General features: G+C 46.6%; 17 protein-coding genes and 1 tRNA gene. 12 read left to right on the top strand and 6 right to left on the bottom strand.

Translation table 11 applies throughout. From position 1 onward, the window contains the following. Positions 1–11: 11 nt before the first annotated feature. Entirely contained in the window at positions 12–752 is a 741-nt protein-coding gene (rph, locus tag ICN20_RS09935; protein ID WP_216240050.1) for a ribonuclease PH, read from the bottom strand. Positions 753–807: 55 nt separating this feature from the next. On the opposite strand from rph, the gene ICN20_RS09930 reads away from it, so the two are divergent. Genes ICN20_RS09930 through ICN20_RS09915 form a run of 4 tightly spaced genes read left to right on the top strand, consistent with a single transcriptional unit; the run spans position 808 to position 5,048 of the window. Continuing rightward, positions 808–1,737 carry a YicC/YloC family endoribonuclease gene (locus tag ICN20_RS09930; protein ID WP_216240048.1) on the top strand — a complete coding sequence of 310 codons (930 nt, stop codon included), beginning with the start codon at positions 808–810 and terminating at the stop codon, positions 1,735–1,737. 15 nt (positions 1,738–1,752) lie between these two features. Beyond that, positions 1,753–2,391 carry a guanylate kinase gene (gene gmk, locus ICN20_RS09925; protein ID WP_216240046.1) on the top strand — a complete coding sequence of 213 codons (639 nt, stop codon included), beginning with the start codon at positions 1,753–1,755 and terminating at the stop codon, positions 2,389–2,391. A 44-nt stretch (positions 2,392–2,435) separates the two neighbouring features. Beyond that, a complete protein-coding gene (gene rpoZ / locus ICN20_RS09920; RefSeq protein ID WP_011902918.1) occupies positions 2,436–2,639 on the top strand; it encodes a DNA-directed RNA polymerase subunit omega in 204 nt (67 codons plus the stop codon). 15 nt (positions 2,640–2,654) lie between these two features. Next, positions 2,655–5,048, top strand: a complete 2,394-nt coding sequence (locus ICN20_RS09915) for a RelA/SpoT family protein (protein ID WP_216240045.1) — start codon at positions 2,655–2,657, stop codon at positions 5,046–5,048. A 12-nt stretch (positions 5,049–5,060) separates the two neighbouring features. Here ICN20_RS09915 and greB read toward each other — a convergent pair whose 3' ends face one another. Beyond that, entirely contained in the window at positions 5,061–5,561 is a 501-nt protein-coding gene (greB, locus tag ICN20_RS09910) for a transcription elongation factor GreB (protein WP_216240043.1), read from the bottom strand. 18 nt (positions 5,562–5,579) lie between these two features. Here greB and ICN20_RS09905 point away from each other — a divergent pair. The 8 genes from ICN20_RS09905 to ICN20_RS09870 all read left to right on the top strand — a co-directional run bounded on the left by ICN20_RS09905 (position 5,580) and on the right by ICN20_RS09870 (position 13,578). Continuing rightward, a tRNA-Arg gene (locus ICN20_RS09905) sits at positions 5,580–5,656 on the top strand. Between the two features lie 89 nt (positions 5,657–5,745). After that, on the top strand, positions 5,746–6,918 hold the full coding sequence (locus tag ICN20_RS09900; protein WP_216240041.1) for an ABC transporter permease: 1,173 nt from the start codon (positions 5,746–5,748) through the stop codon (positions 6,916–6,918). After that, positions 6,918–7,694: an ABC transporter ATP-binding protein gene (locus ICN20_RS09895; protein WP_216240038.1), complete on the top strand. Its 777-nt coding sequence runs from the start codon at positions 6,918–6,920 to the stop codon at positions 7,692–7,694. Before ICN20_RS09900 ends, ICN20_RS09895 begins: the two co-directional genes overlap by 1 nt. Continuing rightward, positions 7,691–8,617, top strand: a complete 927-nt coding sequence (locus ICN20_RS09890; protein ID WP_216240035.1) for an MlaD family protein — start codon at positions 7,691–7,693, stop codon at positions 8,615–8,617. The genes ICN20_RS09895 and ICN20_RS09890 overlap by 4 nt, the downstream gene beginning before the upstream one ends. After that, positions 8,614–9,240: a membrane integrity-associated transporter subunit PqiC gene (locus tag ICN20_RS09885; RefSeq protein WP_216240033.1), complete on the top strand. Its 627-nt coding sequence runs from the start codon at positions 8,614–8,616 to the stop codon at positions 9,238–9,240. Before ICN20_RS09890 ends, ICN20_RS09885 begins: the two co-directional genes overlap by 4 nt. 79 nt (positions 9,241–9,319) lie before the next feature. After that, the gene (locus ICN20_RS09880) at positions 9,320–10,246 is read left to right on the top strand and encodes a tripartite tricarboxylate transporter substrate binding protein BugE (protein WP_216240435.1); all 927 of its coding nucleotides are present in this window, start codon (positions 9,320–9,322) and stop codon (positions 10,244–10,246) included. A gap of 63 nt (positions 10,247–10,309) precedes the next feature. Further along, positions 10,310–11,095, top strand: coding sequence for an SDR family oxidoreductase (locus ICN20_RS09875; protein WP_216240031.1), 786 nt, complete (start codon positions 10,310–10,312; stop codon positions 11,093–11,095). Further along, positions 11,092–13,578 (top strand): ABC transporter permease, encoded by a 2,487-nt coding sequence (locus ICN20_RS09870; protein WP_216240029.1) that lies wholly within the window; start codon positions 11,092–11,094, stop codon positions 13,576–13,578. Before ICN20_RS09875 ends, ICN20_RS09870 begins: the two co-directional genes overlap by 4 nt. Positions 13,579–13,600: 22 nt before the next feature. Here the strand turns inward: ICN20_RS09870 and ICN20_RS09865 are convergent, their stop codons facing one another. The 4 genes from ICN20_RS09865 to ICN20_RS09850 form a co-directional block, all read right to left on the bottom strand. Continuing rightward, complete coding sequence (locus ICN20_RS09865) at positions 13,601–14,137, bottom strand: RDD family protein (protein ID WP_216240028.1); 537 nt, start codon at positions 14,135–14,137, stop codon at positions 13,601–13,603. Positions 14,138–14,145: 8 nt separating this feature from the next. Continuing rightward, positions 14,146–14,715, bottom strand: coding sequence for a DUF3106 domain-containing protein (locus tag ICN20_RS09860; RefSeq protein WP_370624547.1), 570 nt, complete (start codon positions 14,713–14,715; stop codon positions 14,146–14,148). A 74-nt stretch (positions 14,716–14,789) separates the two neighbouring features. Further along, the gene (locus tag ICN20_RS09855; protein ID WP_216240023.1) at positions 14,790–15,248 is read right to left on the bottom strand and encodes a DUF3619 family protein; all 459 of its coding nucleotides are present in this window, start codon (positions 15,246–15,248) and stop codon (positions 14,790–14,792) included. Then, the gene (locus ICN20_RS09850) at positions 15,245–15,814 is read right to left on the bottom strand and encodes an RNA polymerase sigma factor (RefSeq protein WP_216240021.1); all 570 of its coding nucleotides are present in this window, start codon (positions 15,812–15,814) and stop codon (positions 15,245–15,247) included. The genes ICN20_RS09855 and ICN20_RS09850 overlap by 4 nt, the downstream gene beginning before the upstream one ends. Between the last annotated feature and the right edge of the window lie 118 nt (positions 15,815–15,932).

Below are 15,932 nucleotides of genomic sequence, written 5' to 3'. Positions count from 1 at the left end.
GTAAGTACCAGTTATTTAAGTGAGTCAATTTGCAATTGTGTGAGCTCTTTGATGCCTTGGTCAGCCAAGTCTAATAACGCATTGAGCTCAGCCCTCGAGAAAGCGGCGCCTTCAGCAGTCCCTTGCACCTCAATCATTCCACCTTTACCGGTCATCACAACATTCATATCGGTATCGCAAGAAGAATCTTCTGGGTAATCTAAATCGAGTACTGGAACTCTTTGATAGATGCCCACTGAAATTGCAGCAACGCTATCAATAATTGGATCTTTAGTAAGTGCACCACTTTTCAAAAGTTGGTTTACTGCATCACGCGCAGCAACATAAGCACCTGTAATGGAAGCTGTACGTGTGCCGCCATCTGCTTGCAGTACATCGCAATCGAGGTGAATCGTTCTCTCACCCAATACTTTTAAATCAAAGACGCTACGCATAGCGCGGCCAATGAGGCGCTGAATTTCTTGAGTACGACCGGATTGCTTGCCGCGAGCTGCTTCACGATCGCTGCGGGTATGGGTGGAGCGGGGCAGCATGCCGTACTCAGCGGTTACCCAGCCTTCGCCGGAGCCTTTCTTATGGGGCGGCACCTTTTCTAGGATGCTGGCAGTACACAGGACCTTGGTATCCCCAAAGGCAATCAATACTGAGCCTTCAGCATGCTTAGTAAAGGCCCTGGAGATGGTGACTGGACGTAAATCGGTTGGCTTACGACCGCTAGGGCGGGCAATATTGGCTGGGTTGGCAGTGCTCATAAAGGGGGTCCTGTGAGGTTAGTGTCTAGATCAATAATGAATCTACAATGTCCATATGATATCGAGCATGACTGGTTATGGCAGCGCTTCTCGCCAAGTCTCCTTAGGAGCGGGTGTAGTTGCTGATCTGCAGGTGGAATGTCGGGCTGTTAACAGCCGCTTTCTGGATCTTGGATTTCGTCTTCCGGACGAATGTCGCGGGGCTGAGCCTGCCTTGCGGGAAATGGCTACGCAAAGCCTTTCCCGAGGCAAGGTGGAGTTTAGGGCGGCCTGGCGAGTCAATAGTGCGGCTGCAGGTGCTGCCAAGAGTAATCCACATGCCTTGGGGGCCATTAATCGGGATCGTCTCGATGCTTTGTATACCCTCCAGGAAAAGGCCCAAGAATCTTTCCCAAAAGCACAAGAGCTCAGTATTGCTGAAGTTCTGCGTTGGCCTGGTGTTGTTTCTGAACCGCGGGGTGAAGAAGATAGTTGGATAACTGCTGCAGTCGAAGCCGGGCGCGCAGCCTTAGCCGTTCTAATGGAAAGTCGTCATGCTGAAGGTAAAGCCTTGGTTGGCGTATTAACCAGCATTACCGGCAAGATGCGTGACATCGTAAAGGTCATAGAGCCTAGGATCCCTGAATATGTAGCGCAGTATCAGGAAAAGCTCACTGAGCGTTTAGCGGAAGCGCTGGCAACGCAAGAACAAGCAAAGGCTGGCACTGAGTTGATGGAGCGTATTCGTCAAGAGGTAGTACTCTACGCAGTCCGCATTGATGTGGCTGAAGAATTCGCGCGTTTAAAGACCCATCTTCAGGCGGTTGATAATGCACTTGCAGGTAAGGGTCCGGTTGGAAAGCGTTTGGATTTTCTAATGCAAGAGCTCAATCGCGAAGCGAATACCTTAAGTTCCAAATCTGTATCTGAAGAGTGCACACAAGCCGCGCTGGAGCTCAAGTTGTTCATCGAGCAAATGCGTGAGCAAGTTCAAAACCTTGAGTAATCCATAGATTGATTTATGACTAACACTAATCAGACTCCATCCTACCAAGGCAGTATGTTGATGATTGTTGCGCCCTCAGGCGCTGGTAAATCATCATTGGTAAATGCTTTATTAAAAGACGATGTAGGGCTCAAATTATCTTTATCAACAACTACGCGTGTGCCAAGACCTGGTGAAGTCGATGGTAAAGATTATCGATTTCTGACAAAAGACGATTTTTTGCAAGAGCGTGATCAGGGACATTTTTTAGAGTGGGCTGAAGTCCATGGTCATTTTTATGGCACATCAAAACCTTGGATTGAATCTCAAATGCAAGCGGGCAGCGATGTCATGTTGGAGATTGATTGGCAGGGCGCTCAACAAATTCGGAAGTTAATTCCCTCGGTGCAGTGGATCTTCATCTTCCCACCCTCAATAGAGGCTTTGGAAGAGCGTCTGCGCAAGCGGGGTCAAGATGACGAGGCCACAATTCAGCGACGTTTGGCAGCTGCTCATGTTGAGCTTCAGCACGCCTCTGAGGCAGATTACATCGTAGTAAACGATTCTTTTGATCAGGCATTAGTCGATTTAAAGCACATTCTGGCTTCAAGTCGGCTTCGTTCTGGGCCCAGTATGGCCAGAAATCCAGCTCTTTTAAAGCGCCTCGGGGTCTAATCAGTTATCCTATAGGTATTGAAGCTAAATTAAGTGAGTCCAGCATGGCACGTATTACTGTAGAAGATTGCCTTAAAACTATCCCTAATCGTTTTGAATTGGTTTTGGCCGCGACTTATCGTGCTCGCCAATTGGTACAAGGTCACTCCCCACGTGTTGAGTCCAGAGATAAAGCTACTGTAGTTGCTTTGCGTGAAGTAGCTGCTGGTGTTACTGACCGTGACATGTTGACCAAAGTACCTCTGTAATTAAGGAGTTCCGGTGTGGAGCTTCCTTTAGGAATAGTCAAAACATCGGAAAAAGTAGGAAGCATCTCGCCTAATGATGCTTCGCTTGACTCAGCTCAAGCACAGTTGTTGGATGAAGACTCCGACACCCCAAATCAAAGCGGTAAAAAATCGATCATTGCCAGCTTGTTGGCACAATCGAGCCGTCATTTATTCGGCCCCACATCTGCACCTAGTCTTCCACTAAAACATCAGGTAGTTTCAATAGAGGGATTGCTTGCAAAACTCTCTTATCTCAAGCCTGAAGAGATTGTGCAAATCAAAAAGGCATTTCAGTTTTCGGATGCCGCTCATTTAGGTCAATACCGTCATAGCGGCGAACCCTACATTACCCACCCAGTTGCTGTAGCAGAGCTTTGTGCAACCTGGCGTTTAGATGCGCCATCCATCATGGCCGCTTTAATGCATGATGTGATTGAAGATACGGGCTGCACAAAGGCAGACTTAGTTGAAAAATTTGGCAATAAAGTTGCCGAGTTGGTTGAAGGTTTAACGAAGCTCGATAAATTAGAGTTTCAAAGTCATGCAGAGGCTCAAGCAGAGAGTTTTCGCAAAATGTTTATGGCAATGGCGCGGGACGTCCGAGTCATCTTGGTAAAGCTTGCTGACCGCACTCACAATATGCGCACCCTCGATGCGGTGCCGATGGAGAAGCGTCGTCGTGTAGCCGCTGAAACAATTGAAATCTATGCGCCCATTGCACATCGTCTCGGATTGAACGTCATTTATCGCGACCTTCAAGATTTAAGTTTCCGTTACTCCATGCCTATGCGCTTTCGGGTCATTGAGGGCGCTGTCAAGCGGGCGCGTGGCAATCGTAAGGAAATGGTTGAGAAGATTTTGCAGTCTTCTCGTATGGCTTTTGCTAAGGCTAACCTAGATGTGGATCTTCGCGGTCGTGAAAAAACACTCTTTAGTATTTATCACAAGATGCGCTCGAAGCATTTAAGTTTTTCACAAGTATTAGATGTATATGCTTTCCGGGTAACGGTGCATTCAATTGACGAATGCTATCGCGCTCTAGGTATCTTGCACGCTTTGTACAAGCCCATGCCGGGTAAATTTAAGGATTACATTGCCATTCCTAAATTGAATGGCTATCAGTCCTTACATACGACCTTATTGGGTCCATCAGGCGTACCGGTAGAGTTTCAGATTCGTACATCTGAAATGCACGCAGTCGCTGAAGCGGGTGTTGCTGCACACTGGGCCTACAAAGATGGCTCTCCTGATATGAGTGAGGTTCAAAACCGAGCTCATCAATGGCTGCAGTCCTTAATTGATATTCAGGATAGTAGTGGTGACTCCCAAGAATTCTTAGAGCACGTCAAAATTGATTTGTTTCCTGACGCTGTTTATGTATTTACACCTACAGGCCAGATTAGAGCTCTTCCAAGAGGCGCTACTGCCCTAGACTTTGCGTATTCCATCCATAGTGATCTGGGTAATACTTGCGTGGCTGTGAAGATTAATGGCCTGCAATTACCTTTGCGTAGCGAGTTAAAAAATAGCGACATTGTTGAGGTAATTACTTCAGCGAACTCGCAACCCAACCCAGGTTGGTTGGCATTTGTGCGCACTGGTAAGGCACGCGCCTCAATTCGCCATTCATTAAAAACAAAGCATTATTCAGAGTCCTTACAGTTGGGCGAGCGTCTATTAGCCAATGCATTACGTCAGCAAGGTGTGGATGCAGCTTTGCTGAGCCCTGAGATTTGGGAAAAGCTGATGCACTGGACTGGCGATAAAACCCGCGAAGAAGCTTGCGTCAATATTGCCTTGGGTAGACGTTCCCCGCAGGAGCTAGCTATTCGTCTCAAAATTATTATTGATGATGAGGGCGGTGCTGAACAGATGCGCCTAGGCGTTGCTGATTGGGTCGCACCCAATCAAGAAGTGGGTCATCATCACCAACGTCAAGCCATATTGGTAGATGGACGTGAGGGTAACTCTATCCATTTTCAAACCTGCTGCCATCCTATTCCTGGCGATAACATCATTGGCTATCTTGGCAAAGGTGAGGGTCTGCAAGTGCATACCAATGATTGCCCAATAGCGTTGCGCATGCTGTCTAAGGACAGCGATAAATGGGTTGAGGTTGAGTGGGGCAGAGAACTCAATCGTGAGTTTGAGTTAGATCTAGCCATTGATACGCGGCAAGGTAAAGGTGTGTTGGCTAGAGTGGCGAGCAGTGTTACTTCTGCCGATTCCAACATCATGAATGTGTCGATGGAAGATCGCTTTAAGGAAGACTCAGTCACCATTCGTTTTACGATCCAGGTTTACGATCGCTTACATCTCTCTAAGGTGATGCGCAGCTTGCGTGCCAATCCCGATGTCATGCGAGTCACTCGTACACGCGCAACATAAATTCCTTCAGCTTTATAAATACTGAACGTCTAGGATTTCAATTTCAGCAGGGCCTGTTGGTGTTTGTATAAAGACACAATCTCCAATCCGGGATTTGATTAAGGCTTTTGCTATAGGCGACACCCAGCTGACGTGACCCTGATCTAAGTCCACCTCGTCCACGCCAACAATAGTGATGGTAGTCTCCTTGCCAGCCTGTGCACCCTCCAAAGTTGAGTAAGTCACAGTAGCCCCAAAGAAAACCTGTTCAGCATCATTTTCGCCAGATTTTCGGGCGGCATTATCGACAACCACCGCAAATTCAAGGCGTTTGTTGAGGAAGCGGATCCGTCTATCAATCTCCCTCAGACGCTTTTTTCCGTAGATGTAGTCCCCATTTTCAGACCGGTCACCATTGCTGGCGGCCCAGTGGACTACCTTCACAACCTCCGGTCTATCAAGGTTTAGGAGCTGTAGGAGCTCGGTCTTGATGCGTTCGTGACCAGCGGGGGTGATGTAGTTCTTCTCTTCCATGGCATAATTATGGCTGTTGCGGCTGTAGCTCAGCTGGATAGAGTACTTGGCTACGAACCAAGGGGTCGTGGGTTCAATTCCTGCCAGCCGCACCAACCCATATAGGGCCTAGTTGAAAAACTGGGCCCTTTCTCTTTTTTAGGCTTTTCTCAGCGCTTTCACAGAGATACCTTATAGTCTGCTTATGAGCACATCTGACACCATTTCTGCCGTTTCTGACGCCCCAGTGGCAGTTTGGTCACAGGTAGATGCTAATAACGCCAAAGTGCTGGTTAGCGGCAATGTCAACGTCTATTCCTTGGGCGGTGTTTGGACCCAAATTCGCAGCTCTCAGGATGCTTGGCTAAAGCAGGGTGACGGCAAAAGTAAGTCCCTCACTTTTGATGCATCCAAAGTTACTTTTTTAGATGGCGCTGGTATTGCATTTCTGATTGGGATCGAAGAGGCCCAAACTTCAGCTGGCGCAAAGTTTGAGGTTGTTGGCTTGGATTCACGTTATGAGCCTTTGTTAACTGAGTTCAACCCAATCACTAATTTATTTCCCGTTCCTGTTGTAAAGCCTAAAAGAAGTTTTGTGGTCAGCACGGGAATGGCTGTCCAGAACTTAATTGATGACACTGTTGGTTTAATTACTTTTACCGGTCATCTTGCATCTGATTTAGTTTGGTCTATTCGTAACCCCAATCAAGTGCGCTGGGGTGATTTTGTGAATGCCGCTGTGCAAGCCGGTATTGCCGCATTACCTATCGTTGGTCTAGTGGCGTTTTTGATTGGCGTCATTCTTTCGTTCCAGGCTGCCATTGGTATGGAGCAATTTGGCGCTGTATCCTTTGTGGGCCCCTTGGCGGCCTTAGGCATTGTGCGAGAAATGGGCCCATTAATTACCGCTATCTTGCTGGCTGGACGCTCATCAGCAGCGTTTGCCGCAGAGATTGGCACGATGACGGTGAATAGCGAAGTAGATGCACTTGTATCTGGCGGCTTAAGCCCAATTCGTTTCCTAGTTGTGCCACGCGTTTTAGCCGGAATTTTGGTTGCGCCAATTTTGACTTTGTTTGCCGATATCGTCAGCATTTTTTCTTCCATGCTGACGATGTTGATTTACGGTATTCCATTTATTAATTTCTATAACGGCATGCTCTCTGCCGTAGATATCGAAGATGTCGGATCCGGATTAATTAAAGCCACGCTTTTTGGTATTGTCGTTTCTGCGGTGGGTTGCCTACGTGGTATGCAAACCGGCAATGGTGCCGCTGCGGTTGGTATTTCAGCAACCCGAGCGGTAGTAAGCAGCATTGTTTTGATCGTAGTGGTCGATGGTATTTTTGCCTTCATTTCCTATAAGACAGGTTTCTGATGGATACGCCAGCCAAATCCCAGTACGCAATTGATGTTCAAAACCTCACCGTAGGTTATGGCTCTAATGTACTTATGCAGAATCTTAATTTCTCAGTCAATTACGGAGAAATTTTTGTGATTCTGGGTGGCTCAGGATGCGGTAAATCCAGTTTGTTAAAAAACTTGTTTGGCCTCTATCAGCCCTTGTCTGGCGATGTTCTCATCGAAGGCGAAAACATTACCAGCGCAGTTGGAGCGGAGCGCCAAAAGATCATGACTAGCTTTGGCGTAATGTATCAGCAAGGCGCTTTATTTGGCTCAATGAACCTGCTTGATAACGTGACCTTGTTTATGCAGGAATACACCCAGCTGACCCAAGTTCAAATGGATTTGTTGGCGCGCTGCAAGCTTGATCTTGTCGGTCTCTTGCCTTACGAGTCCTACATGCCAAGTGAAATTAGTGGCGGTATGCAAAAGAGGGCGGCGATCGCTCGGGCGATGGCACTTGACCCTAAAATATTATTCCTAGATGAGCCGTCAGCTGGCTTGGACCCCATTACCTCTGCTGATCTCGATAGCACGATCCAGGACTTATCAAAAAATCTTGGCATTACCTTTGTCATCGTATCTCATGAACTTGCCAGTATCTATGCCATCGCTGACAAGGTCATCATGCTTGACAAAGGTACTAAGGGAATCATTGCCGAGGGTGATCCTAAAGTTTTGCGCGATACCAGTAAAGATCCACGGGTGCATCAATTCTTCAATCGTATTATGAGCAAGGACGCAGCATGAGTAATAACTCAAATCCCAATTATTTTCGCTTAGGCGTTTTTGTGCTTGCAGCAATTGGCGTACTGATTGCTGTGATTCTTATTTTTGGTGGAGGCAAAATCTTCCAAAAATCATTCATGGTTGAAACCTATATCAAACAGTCTGTAACTGGTCTAGATGCCGGTGCAGCCGTGCGATTCCGCGGGGTCAAGATAGGTCAGGTTACGTCAATCGGACTATCTGGCGATATGTATGAAAGAGATTTGCCATTTCATGATCGTCGTCAGTATGTTGTGGTCAGAATGCAAATTTTTGGTGACAAGGTAAATGAAGCTCAAATTAGCGAGTTTGTAAAAAATAATTTACGCGCTCGCGTAAAGTCGATGGGTATTACTGGCGTTAACTATATCGAGTTTGATTTTGTGGCAAACGCATCTGCTACTCCACCACTTCCTTATACTTGGAAGCCTGCGCACCCAGTTATTCCATCTTTGCCAAACCAAGCCGATGAAATTATTTCGGGTATTCAAAAGCTGATTGGCGCCCTTAATGATATGAATATTGATGGCACTCAGAAAAAATTAGATGCGTTGTTAGGCAATCTCAATGTACTGATGGCGGGTGATGGCAAAGGTAATGAGGGTGTGATTGAGTCTGTAAAGCAGCTGAACGTCATCATGGCTCGCATTGCTAAGGCAACCGATAAGGAAGAGCTTGGCATTCTCATGCGTGAATTGGCGGCAGCAACTACCTCCTTGCGTCAAACCATTACTAGTGTTCAGGGTGATACCGTGTTGACGATGGAAAATATTAAGCAAGCCAGCGAAAATTTAAATGAATTTAGCCGCATTGCTAGCCAGTCGCCTTCAAGTCTGATTTGGGCTGATCCGCCCGCAAAAATTACACCTAGCAGCGGCTCCGCTCAGTCTGGAGCTAAGAAATGATGAAGCGCATTCTATTTTCTATTGCTATCCTCGGCTTAGTCTCCTGCTCATTTCCCACCAGGCCGCCAGTAGGCCCTACCACTTGGATGGTATCTCCAGAAAGAACTGCTGCACCACGTGTTGCTCGTACGGATATTTGGCTAAAAATGGGCTCTGTATCTGTTACGCCACCGTTTGATGGCAGATCTTTGGTTTACCGTACGGGTGATCAGCGTTACGAAAAAGATTTTTACAACGTTTACACGACCATTCCTGCTGAAATGATTGGCAATGCTGAGCGTCAATGGATGAATAAGGCAAATATTTTCTCTGCTACAGTGGGACAGAGTAATAGTCTATTTCCTTACTATTATTTGCAAGCAACTGTTGAAGAGTTTTATGGCGACTATCGTAATAAGCCTGAGGCTGTGGTTAGCGTTGAGTTTTTCCTAAGTGCCACTAGCTCCGGGAAAACGAATCCCTTGATAGGTGCAAATCGATATACCAAGCGTGTTGCCCTTAAAGACAATACGCCGGATGCCCTCGTATTGGGTCAGCAAGAAGCTTTGGCTCAGATCTTTAATGAATACGAAGCTCAACTCTATAAATATGCTGGTAATTTGCCAAAACCTTTAGGACAGTGATTTCATGAAATTGTTTTTACCCCAATTTGCATTGAGAAAGATTGCTACTGCATCCTTAATTGCCTTGATAGCTGGCTTTATGAATATTGCAAGTGTCAACGCGCAAAGCTTTCCCACTAAACCTATTCGTTTGGTTGTTCCATTCGCACCAGGCGGTAGCACTGACATCATTGCTCGTGCGGTAGGCGATGCCCTGGGGCGTCAACTGGGGCAACCAGTCATTGTCGAGAACAAGGCAGGCGGCGGTGGTTCTATCGGTGCATTAGAGGTTATGAGAGCTCCCAAAGATGGTTACACCATCGGTATGGCGACGGTTTCAACCACAGCTGCTAATCCAGCCATTAATCCCAAGATTGGTTACGACCCGGTAACGGATTTCACAGCCATTAGCAATATTGCAGCAACACCAAACATCATTGCGGTCAATCCCTCTTTCCCTGCAAAAGACTTTAAGACCTTTATGGAGGTGTTAAAGGCAAACCCTGGTAAGTATTCCTATTCAAGCTCAGGAACCGGTGGCATTGGACATCTTCAAACCGAGTTATTTAAAAGTTTGACAGGTGTCTTCATTGTTCATATTCCTTACCGAGGGGCAGGTCCTGCGTTGGCTGATACGGTTGGTGGGCAAGTTTCTATGATCTTTGATAATTTGCCTTCGTCATTACCGTTTATTAAAGATGGCAAGCTAGTACCTATCGTGATTGCCGCGCCTAAGCGTTTGGCGCAATTGCCGAATGTGCCTACTTTCGCTGAGGTTGGCTTGGCGCCTGTCAATCGGATGGCTTACTACGGTCTTTTGGGGCCAGCTGGGATGCCTAAGGATATTGTGGATAAGTACACTGCGGCCTTGCAAAAGGTAGTTGCTGATCCTGCCGTTAAAAAGCGTATTGAAGATACGGGCTCACTCATTAATGTGAATGGATCTGAAGCATTTGCAAAAGAAATTAAAGCGGAGTACACCGTTTACAAAGAAGTAGTTGCTAAACAAAAATTGCAATTAGATTAATAAATTGAATAAATAAATCGAATTAATAAATCGAATAATTAATTAAAGTCAGTTGGAGACGAAATGGATTTAGGATTAAAAGGCAAAGTGGCCTTAGTGATTGCTTCTAGTCGTGGCTTAGGACAAGCAATGGCAGTTTCATTAGCCAAAGAAGGCGTCAAAGTCGCCGTTACTGGTCGTAACGCTGAGGGTTTGCAGCAATCTGTGCAGTTAATTGAGGCAGCTGGTGGTCAGGCTCTCGCCCTTAACTGGGATTTGTCAGATGCATCCGTTATTGATGGATTGGTATCTAGGGTTGAAAAAGAGTTGGGCCCCATTGATATATTGATCAATAACACTGGTGGTCCGCCGCCCACCCCAGCGGCTGGTCAAGATCCTGCGCTCTGGCAAAAAAGCTTTAACGATATGGTGTTGTCACTGATTGCTATTACGGATCGCGTTTTACCAGGTATGCGTCAGCGTAAATGGGGCCGCATTATTACTAGCACCACCTCAGGCGCTATTGCACCTATTAAAAATTTGGCTATTTCTAATACCTTGCGTGCGGCTCTGCTTGGGTGGTCTAAAACCTTGGCCGCAGAAGTTGCTGCAGAAGGAATTACCGTTAACGTCATCATGCCTGGCAGGGTGGCCACAGACCGCCTGCGTCAGTTGGATGAGGCTCGTGCAAAACGGGAAGGTATTGCCTATGAAGCAGTAGTGAAGGCAAGTATTAGCCAGATTCCGATGGGAAGATATGGTGACCCTAAGGAATACGGGGATGCAGCAGCATTCTTAGCTAGTCAAAACGCATCTTTTATTACTGGTACTGTCATGCGTGTTGACGGTGGCCAAATTCAGGCAATTTGATTCAATTCATTCTTCGTTTCTTAGGAGCTTGGCGGCGTGATGTGCGATCAAGCGAGTTGGCCTGGTTACTGGTTGCTCTAACGCTTTCGGTTACAGCCCTTTCTAGCGTCAGTTTTTTAGCTGATCGCATGCAAAGGGCATTTGCTTTTGATGCCCGCCAACTTTTAGCCTCAGATTTGCTGATTGTTTCTGATCAGCCTTTGCCTAATCTCTTTGTAAGTGAGGCAAAGAGTAGTAATTTGCAGATAGCTCAAACAGTAGTGTTTCCGAGCATGGCGACAGTTGGCTCGCACAGCAAGTTAGCTTCTCTTAAAGCAGTAAGTCCGCAATACCCCCTTCGCGGAGCATTGCGGATTCAATCAAATAAACAAGGAAAGCTGCTTACTTCCGGACCTGAGCAAGGCGTTGTTTGGGTAGATCCCGCTATGTTAGCGAGCCTACATGCGACAGTGGGGGATTCTATTGCGCTGGGTCAAAAGACCTTTGAGATAGGTGGCGTCTTAGAGCGCGAGCTAGATCGCGGCGCAGGATTTATGAACTTTGCCCCTCGGGTCATGATCTCGCTAGCAGACTTAGGTGATACGGGCCTGATTGGTCTTGGTAGTAGAGTGACTTACCGTCTTCTATTGGCCGGCTCTGACGAACAAATCAATACTTATGGCTCTTGGGCAAATCAATATATTGAAAAAGAAGGTCTTAAGGGTGTTCGGATAGAAACCCTAGAGAATGCACAGCCCATGATGCGTAAAACATTAGAGCGTGCAGATCGATTCTTATCATTGATTGCCTTATTGACTGCAATGGTTGCAGCAGTGGCAATAGCGTTATCAGCACACCGCTACACACGCAAGCAGGCAGACGCATGCGCAGTTCTTAAATGTCTAGGAGCAAGCTCTAGAACGATCCTGATACGACAGGGCCAGAGCTTAATTGGGCTAGGTCTCATTGCGGCATTCTTGGGATCTCTTTTAGGGTACTTTGGGCAATACTTATTGACGCTCCTGTTGGGTAATTTGGTATTAACTGAATTGCCGTCCGTATCTTTTTGGCCTGTGCTGTGGAGTGTTTTAGTAGCCTGGGTCTTGCTTATAGGTTTTGCTGGCCCGGCAATCTTGAGCTTAGTCAAAGTTTCGCCAATCAGACTCATTAGAAAAGAATTTGAAGGCGTCAACATTTCTAATGTTTGGACTGCCTTGTTTGGTTTGGGTGCAGGTGTATCTTTAATTATGTTTGCAGCTCGCGATTGGAAGTTGGCCTTGTGGACTTGCCTCAGTTTTAGCGCTGCCATCGTCATCTTTGCATTGATATCTTGGGGCACTTTACGTATTCTTAGCAAAATACGCACCCATCGTTTTGCATTTGGATTTGTCATTCTGTCACAAGGACGTAGAACTGGGTTGGCAGCGGTGCAAATTACAGCACTTGGTATAGCGCTAATGGCTCTCATACTGGTGCTGCTATTACGAGCAGATTTTTTAAGTGCTTGGCAGGGCAATATACCTACTGATGCGCCCAATCGCTTCATGATTAATGTTCAAGAGGATCAAAAGCAGGGATTGACACAGTCACTCAAGAATGCCGGCGTATCAAGTCCGGAGTTTTATCCGATGGTACGTGGCCGTTTGATAGATATCAATGGTAAAGATGTGGCCCCTAGTGATTTTGCTGAAGAGAATGCCAAGCGTTTAATTGATCGCGAGTTTAATTTGTCATATACGGATCAATTGCCACCAGGCAATCAGATCATTTCAGGTAAATGGATCGAGGGAGGCGCCCCTCAAATTTCCATGGAAACCGGGATAGCCAAAACCCTGAAACTGAAACTAGGCGATCAGCTGAGTTTTGAGGTAGCTGGTGAAAAGATCACTGCGCCAATTACCTCATTGCGTAAATTAGATTGGGGTTCTATGCGGGTGAACTTTTTTGTCATCATGCCACCAGCTCAGTTGCAATCATTGCCTCAGTCTTGGATTACCTCCTACTATCAGTCTCCCCAGCAGGAATCGTTAGATTTTCAATTAAGCCAAACGTACCCGAATTTAACTATCGTCGATGTATCGGCTTCGTTGCAACAAATTCAGGAGGTTCTGAATAAGCTATCTTCGGTATTGGGTTTGTTACTAGCCTTTACGATTGTGGCTGCTATGTTGGTTTTAATGTCTGCAATAGCGGCTACTCAGGATGAGCGCTATAAAAATGCTGCCTTATTGAAAGCGTTGGGCGCCTCGCGCTCTACGTTAGCCAGTATTGCCAATATCGAGTTGGTCATGATCGGCGTAATAGCAGGAGTGTTATCCGGCCTTGCTTCAGGTATTGCTGCCTGGGCCTTAGGACATTATGTGATGGAAATTGACTTTAATGCTTTTGGTGAAGCGCTCTTCATGGGGATTGCATTTGGGGTAAGCGCCTGCCTAATCTCTGGATATCGCTTCCAGCGAAGAATTCAGAAGGCTACAGCAGTCGAATGCCTACGTGAAGCCTGACTAAATCATTAGTACAGACTTTTTAGCTTAGTTTTACGCGATTTTTAGGCAGCTCAACCAGGCGCGTTCCAGCCATACGGTCTGGAAGGCTTTGCCGGAACACAATATTCTGGCGATCCAAATAAATACTTAATGGCCAAATGAGAAGGGCTACAGTGAATAGCATTTCAATGATCTGCCACTTCTCTAGATGAAAAGCCCATTGAAGTAGAACGCAAGGAATAAGCCAGAGGGAGCCATAAACGTAACGCCAGAATGCTTGCCGCCTGCTTAGGTTATAACCCTTGCGCCCAATCATCCGGACACGCCAAGTTTGCATGGCAAGCGTTTGCCCGGATTTGGTCCAGTACCAGACAAAATAAATTCCCAAGACTACATAGAGATATAAAAAAGTAAGCCAACTGGGTAATGAGATTCCAAACAGAATGCCAAGGCCAAGATTGGGGGCTAAAAAGGTGAGGGCAATTACGCCAAGCAATACCAATTGCTCGTACATGCAGCATGACACTCTTCGCCAAAATTGGGGCGAAGGCAATACGTCTAGTTCAGCAGGCGTCATGGAGCTACTTAATTAGCAGATGAATTGCTTGTAGGGCTTGCTTCCGTGCTGGATCCAGAGCTTTCTGCTGGCGCAGGAATACTTGGAGCTAAGACAGCATTTGGGAGTGCGACTTTGGGGGAAATGGCATGCTGCTGCAGCGTTGGCGCATTCGCTGCAGTTGGTTTTTTCTTTACCTCAGATTCTGCTAACTTCTTTTTTTGCTCATCGCTCAGTTTTTGGTACGCATACCATGCCTCTGCCTTTTTCTCGGCGGGGAATTTAAGGCTTGTGAGGTAATTTTCACGAGCAATGCGACGATCTTTCTGCGATAGATTTGACCAGCTGGCCATGCGTGACTGAAGACGCTCTTGATCTTGTGAGCTCATCTTGGGGTAAATATTCGCAACCTGTATCCATTTCTTGCGGCTATCGGGCAACATGTAATCCCAATCGCTTTCAAGCGGGGCAAGAATTTGTTGTTGGGTAGGCTTTAATCCTTCCCAAGTTCCATCTGGCTTTCTCTCTGGAATGGCGGTGGCTTTTCCATGAGGAGCGCTTGCACTAGATTGCGCTTGCACTGCGGGAACTTGTGTCACGCAAAGGAGTCCAAACAGCGCTAGGCTGCAAACTCTTTGCGTTCTAGTTGTCAGTGACATCAAGCAAGTGGGGATTATTTACTTTGGACGGAATCTGATGCGCTATCGGATTCGGAAAGAGGGCCATTTTTAAGGAAGGCCATAAATCCACTATCAGCGTATGCATCAGGCGGCACATCATCAGACAGCAAAGCTGCATCGACTTCTGCAATGTCATTAATGCGCGAGTCATCTTGCCATTGGGCAATGCCAATCAGTCCAAAAACAAGAACTACTAAGGGGGCAATCCAGCCTACTGTATCCCAAACCCCATTAGAGCCAGAAGTCCAGTTACGACCAGATGCAGCCAAAACTTGCTTCTGAATGCGAACTTTTTCAGGCTTTCTGACAGATAGAGCCTTCATGCGTGCGGCATATAGACGATCTTTAATGTTCTGGGGGATGGTCTGGGTACCTTGACGAAGCAGGGCAGCGCTAGCCTGACCAAATTGGTCGGCTTGAGTCTGGGTAGTTTGGTCATCAAAGTGTTTCACAGCGTAATTCCTTTTAATTTCAATGCTTTAGCTAAAGTCTGAGTGGCCCTAGAACAGTGGGTTTTGACGCTACCTTCACTGCAACCCATTGCTTTGGCCGTCTCAGTAATGCTTAGCTCATCCCAATAACGCATCAGGAAGGCTTCTCGTTGACGTACAGGCAATTTAGATATTTCTGACTCCAAAGCCTGTAAAAGTTGACTCTTTTCAAGCTTAAAAGCCCCATCTTGGTGAATTTCACTGTCATCCGGGGCTGAAAGGGACTCCAGGGGGTCAAAATCATCACTTTCATCACTCTTTTTCCCCATATTGGAAAAGAGGGTGACCCAGGTATTTCGGACCTTTTGCCTTCTAAACCAGTCATGAATGCGGTTTTGCAGAATTCTGGTGAAGACTAGTGGAAGTTCTGCGGCAGGTCTATCCCCGTATTTTTCGGCCAACTTAATCATGGCATCTTGAACAATATCTAATGCGGCATCATCATCACGCACGGCATAGACCGCCTGCTTAAAAGCGCGCTGCTCGACACTACTCAGAAAGTCAGATAGTTCTTGGGCTGATGCCATGCAATGGATTAGACCTGAATCTGTAAGAATTGATCCATTTTAGGGGATTGCTATAGAATATAGGGCTTACTACCTAGAATCTCATTCAAGAAGTGGTTTTTTCCGGTAGCAGCGCCGT

The organism is Polynucleobacter sp. JS-Polo-80-F4 (genome assembly GCF_018881965.1).
Classification (GTDB): Bacteria; Pseudomonadota; Gammaproteobacteria; order Burkholderiales; family Burkholderiaceae; genus Polynucleobacter.
This window is presented reverse-complemented; position numbering and strand designations above follow the sequence as displayed.

What these genes read in the sequence shown, in the direction of transcription:
- greB (WP_216240043.1), bottom strand. Translation starts at nt 5,561, where the DNA reads ATGGAAGAGAAGAACTACATCACCCCCGCTGGTCACGAACGCATCAAG.
- ICN20_RS09900 (WP_216240041.1), top strand. Translation starts at nt 5,746, where the DNA reads ATGAGCACATCTGACACCATTTCTGCCGTTTCTGACGCCCCAGTGGCA.
- ICN20_RS09930 (WP_216240048.1), top strand. Translation starts at nt 808, where the DNA reads ATGATATCGAGCATGACTGGTTATGGCAGCGCTTCTCGCCAAGTCTCC.
- ICN20_RS09875 (WP_216240031.1), top strand. Translation starts at nt 10,310, where the DNA reads ATGGATTTAGGATTAAAAGGCAAAGTGGCCTTAGTGATTGCTTCTAGT.
- ICN20_RS09885 (WP_216240033.1), top strand. Translation starts at nt 8,614, where the DNA reads ATGATGAAGCGCATTCTATTTTCTATTGCTATCCTCGGCTTAGTCTCC.
- gmk (WP_216240046.1), top strand. Translation starts at nt 1,753, where the DNA reads ATGACTAACACTAATCAGACTCCATCCTACCAAGGCAGTATGTTGATG.
- ICN20_RS09865 (WP_216240028.1), bottom strand. Translation starts at nt 14,137, where the DNA reads ATGACGCCTGCTGAACTAGACGTATTGCCTTCGCCCCAATTTTGGCGA.
- rpoZ (WP_011902918.1), top strand. Translation starts at nt 2,436, where the DNA reads ATGGCACGTATTACTGTAGAAGATTGCCTTAAAACTATCCCTAATCGT.
- ICN20_RS09890 (WP_216240035.1), top strand. Translation starts at nt 7,691, where the DNA reads ATGAGTAATAACTCAAATCCCAATTATTTTCGCTTAGGCGTTTTTGTG.
- rph (WP_216240050.1), bottom strand. Translation starts at nt 752, where the DNA reads ATGAGCACTGCCAACCCAGCCAATATTGCCCGCCCTAGCGGTCGTAAG.
- ICN20_RS09850 (WP_216240021.1), bottom strand. Translation starts at nt 15,814, where the DNA reads ATGGCATCAGCCCAAGAACTATCTGACTTTCTGAGTAGTGTCGAGCAG.
- ICN20_RS09895 (WP_216240038.1), top strand. Translation starts at nt 6,918, where the DNA reads ATGGATACGCCAGCCAAATCCCAGTACGCAATTGATGTTCAAAACCTC.
- ICN20_RS09880 (WP_216240435.1), top strand. Translation starts at nt 9,320, where the DNA reads ATGAATATTGCAAGTGTCAACGCGCAAAGCTTTCCCACTAAACCTATT.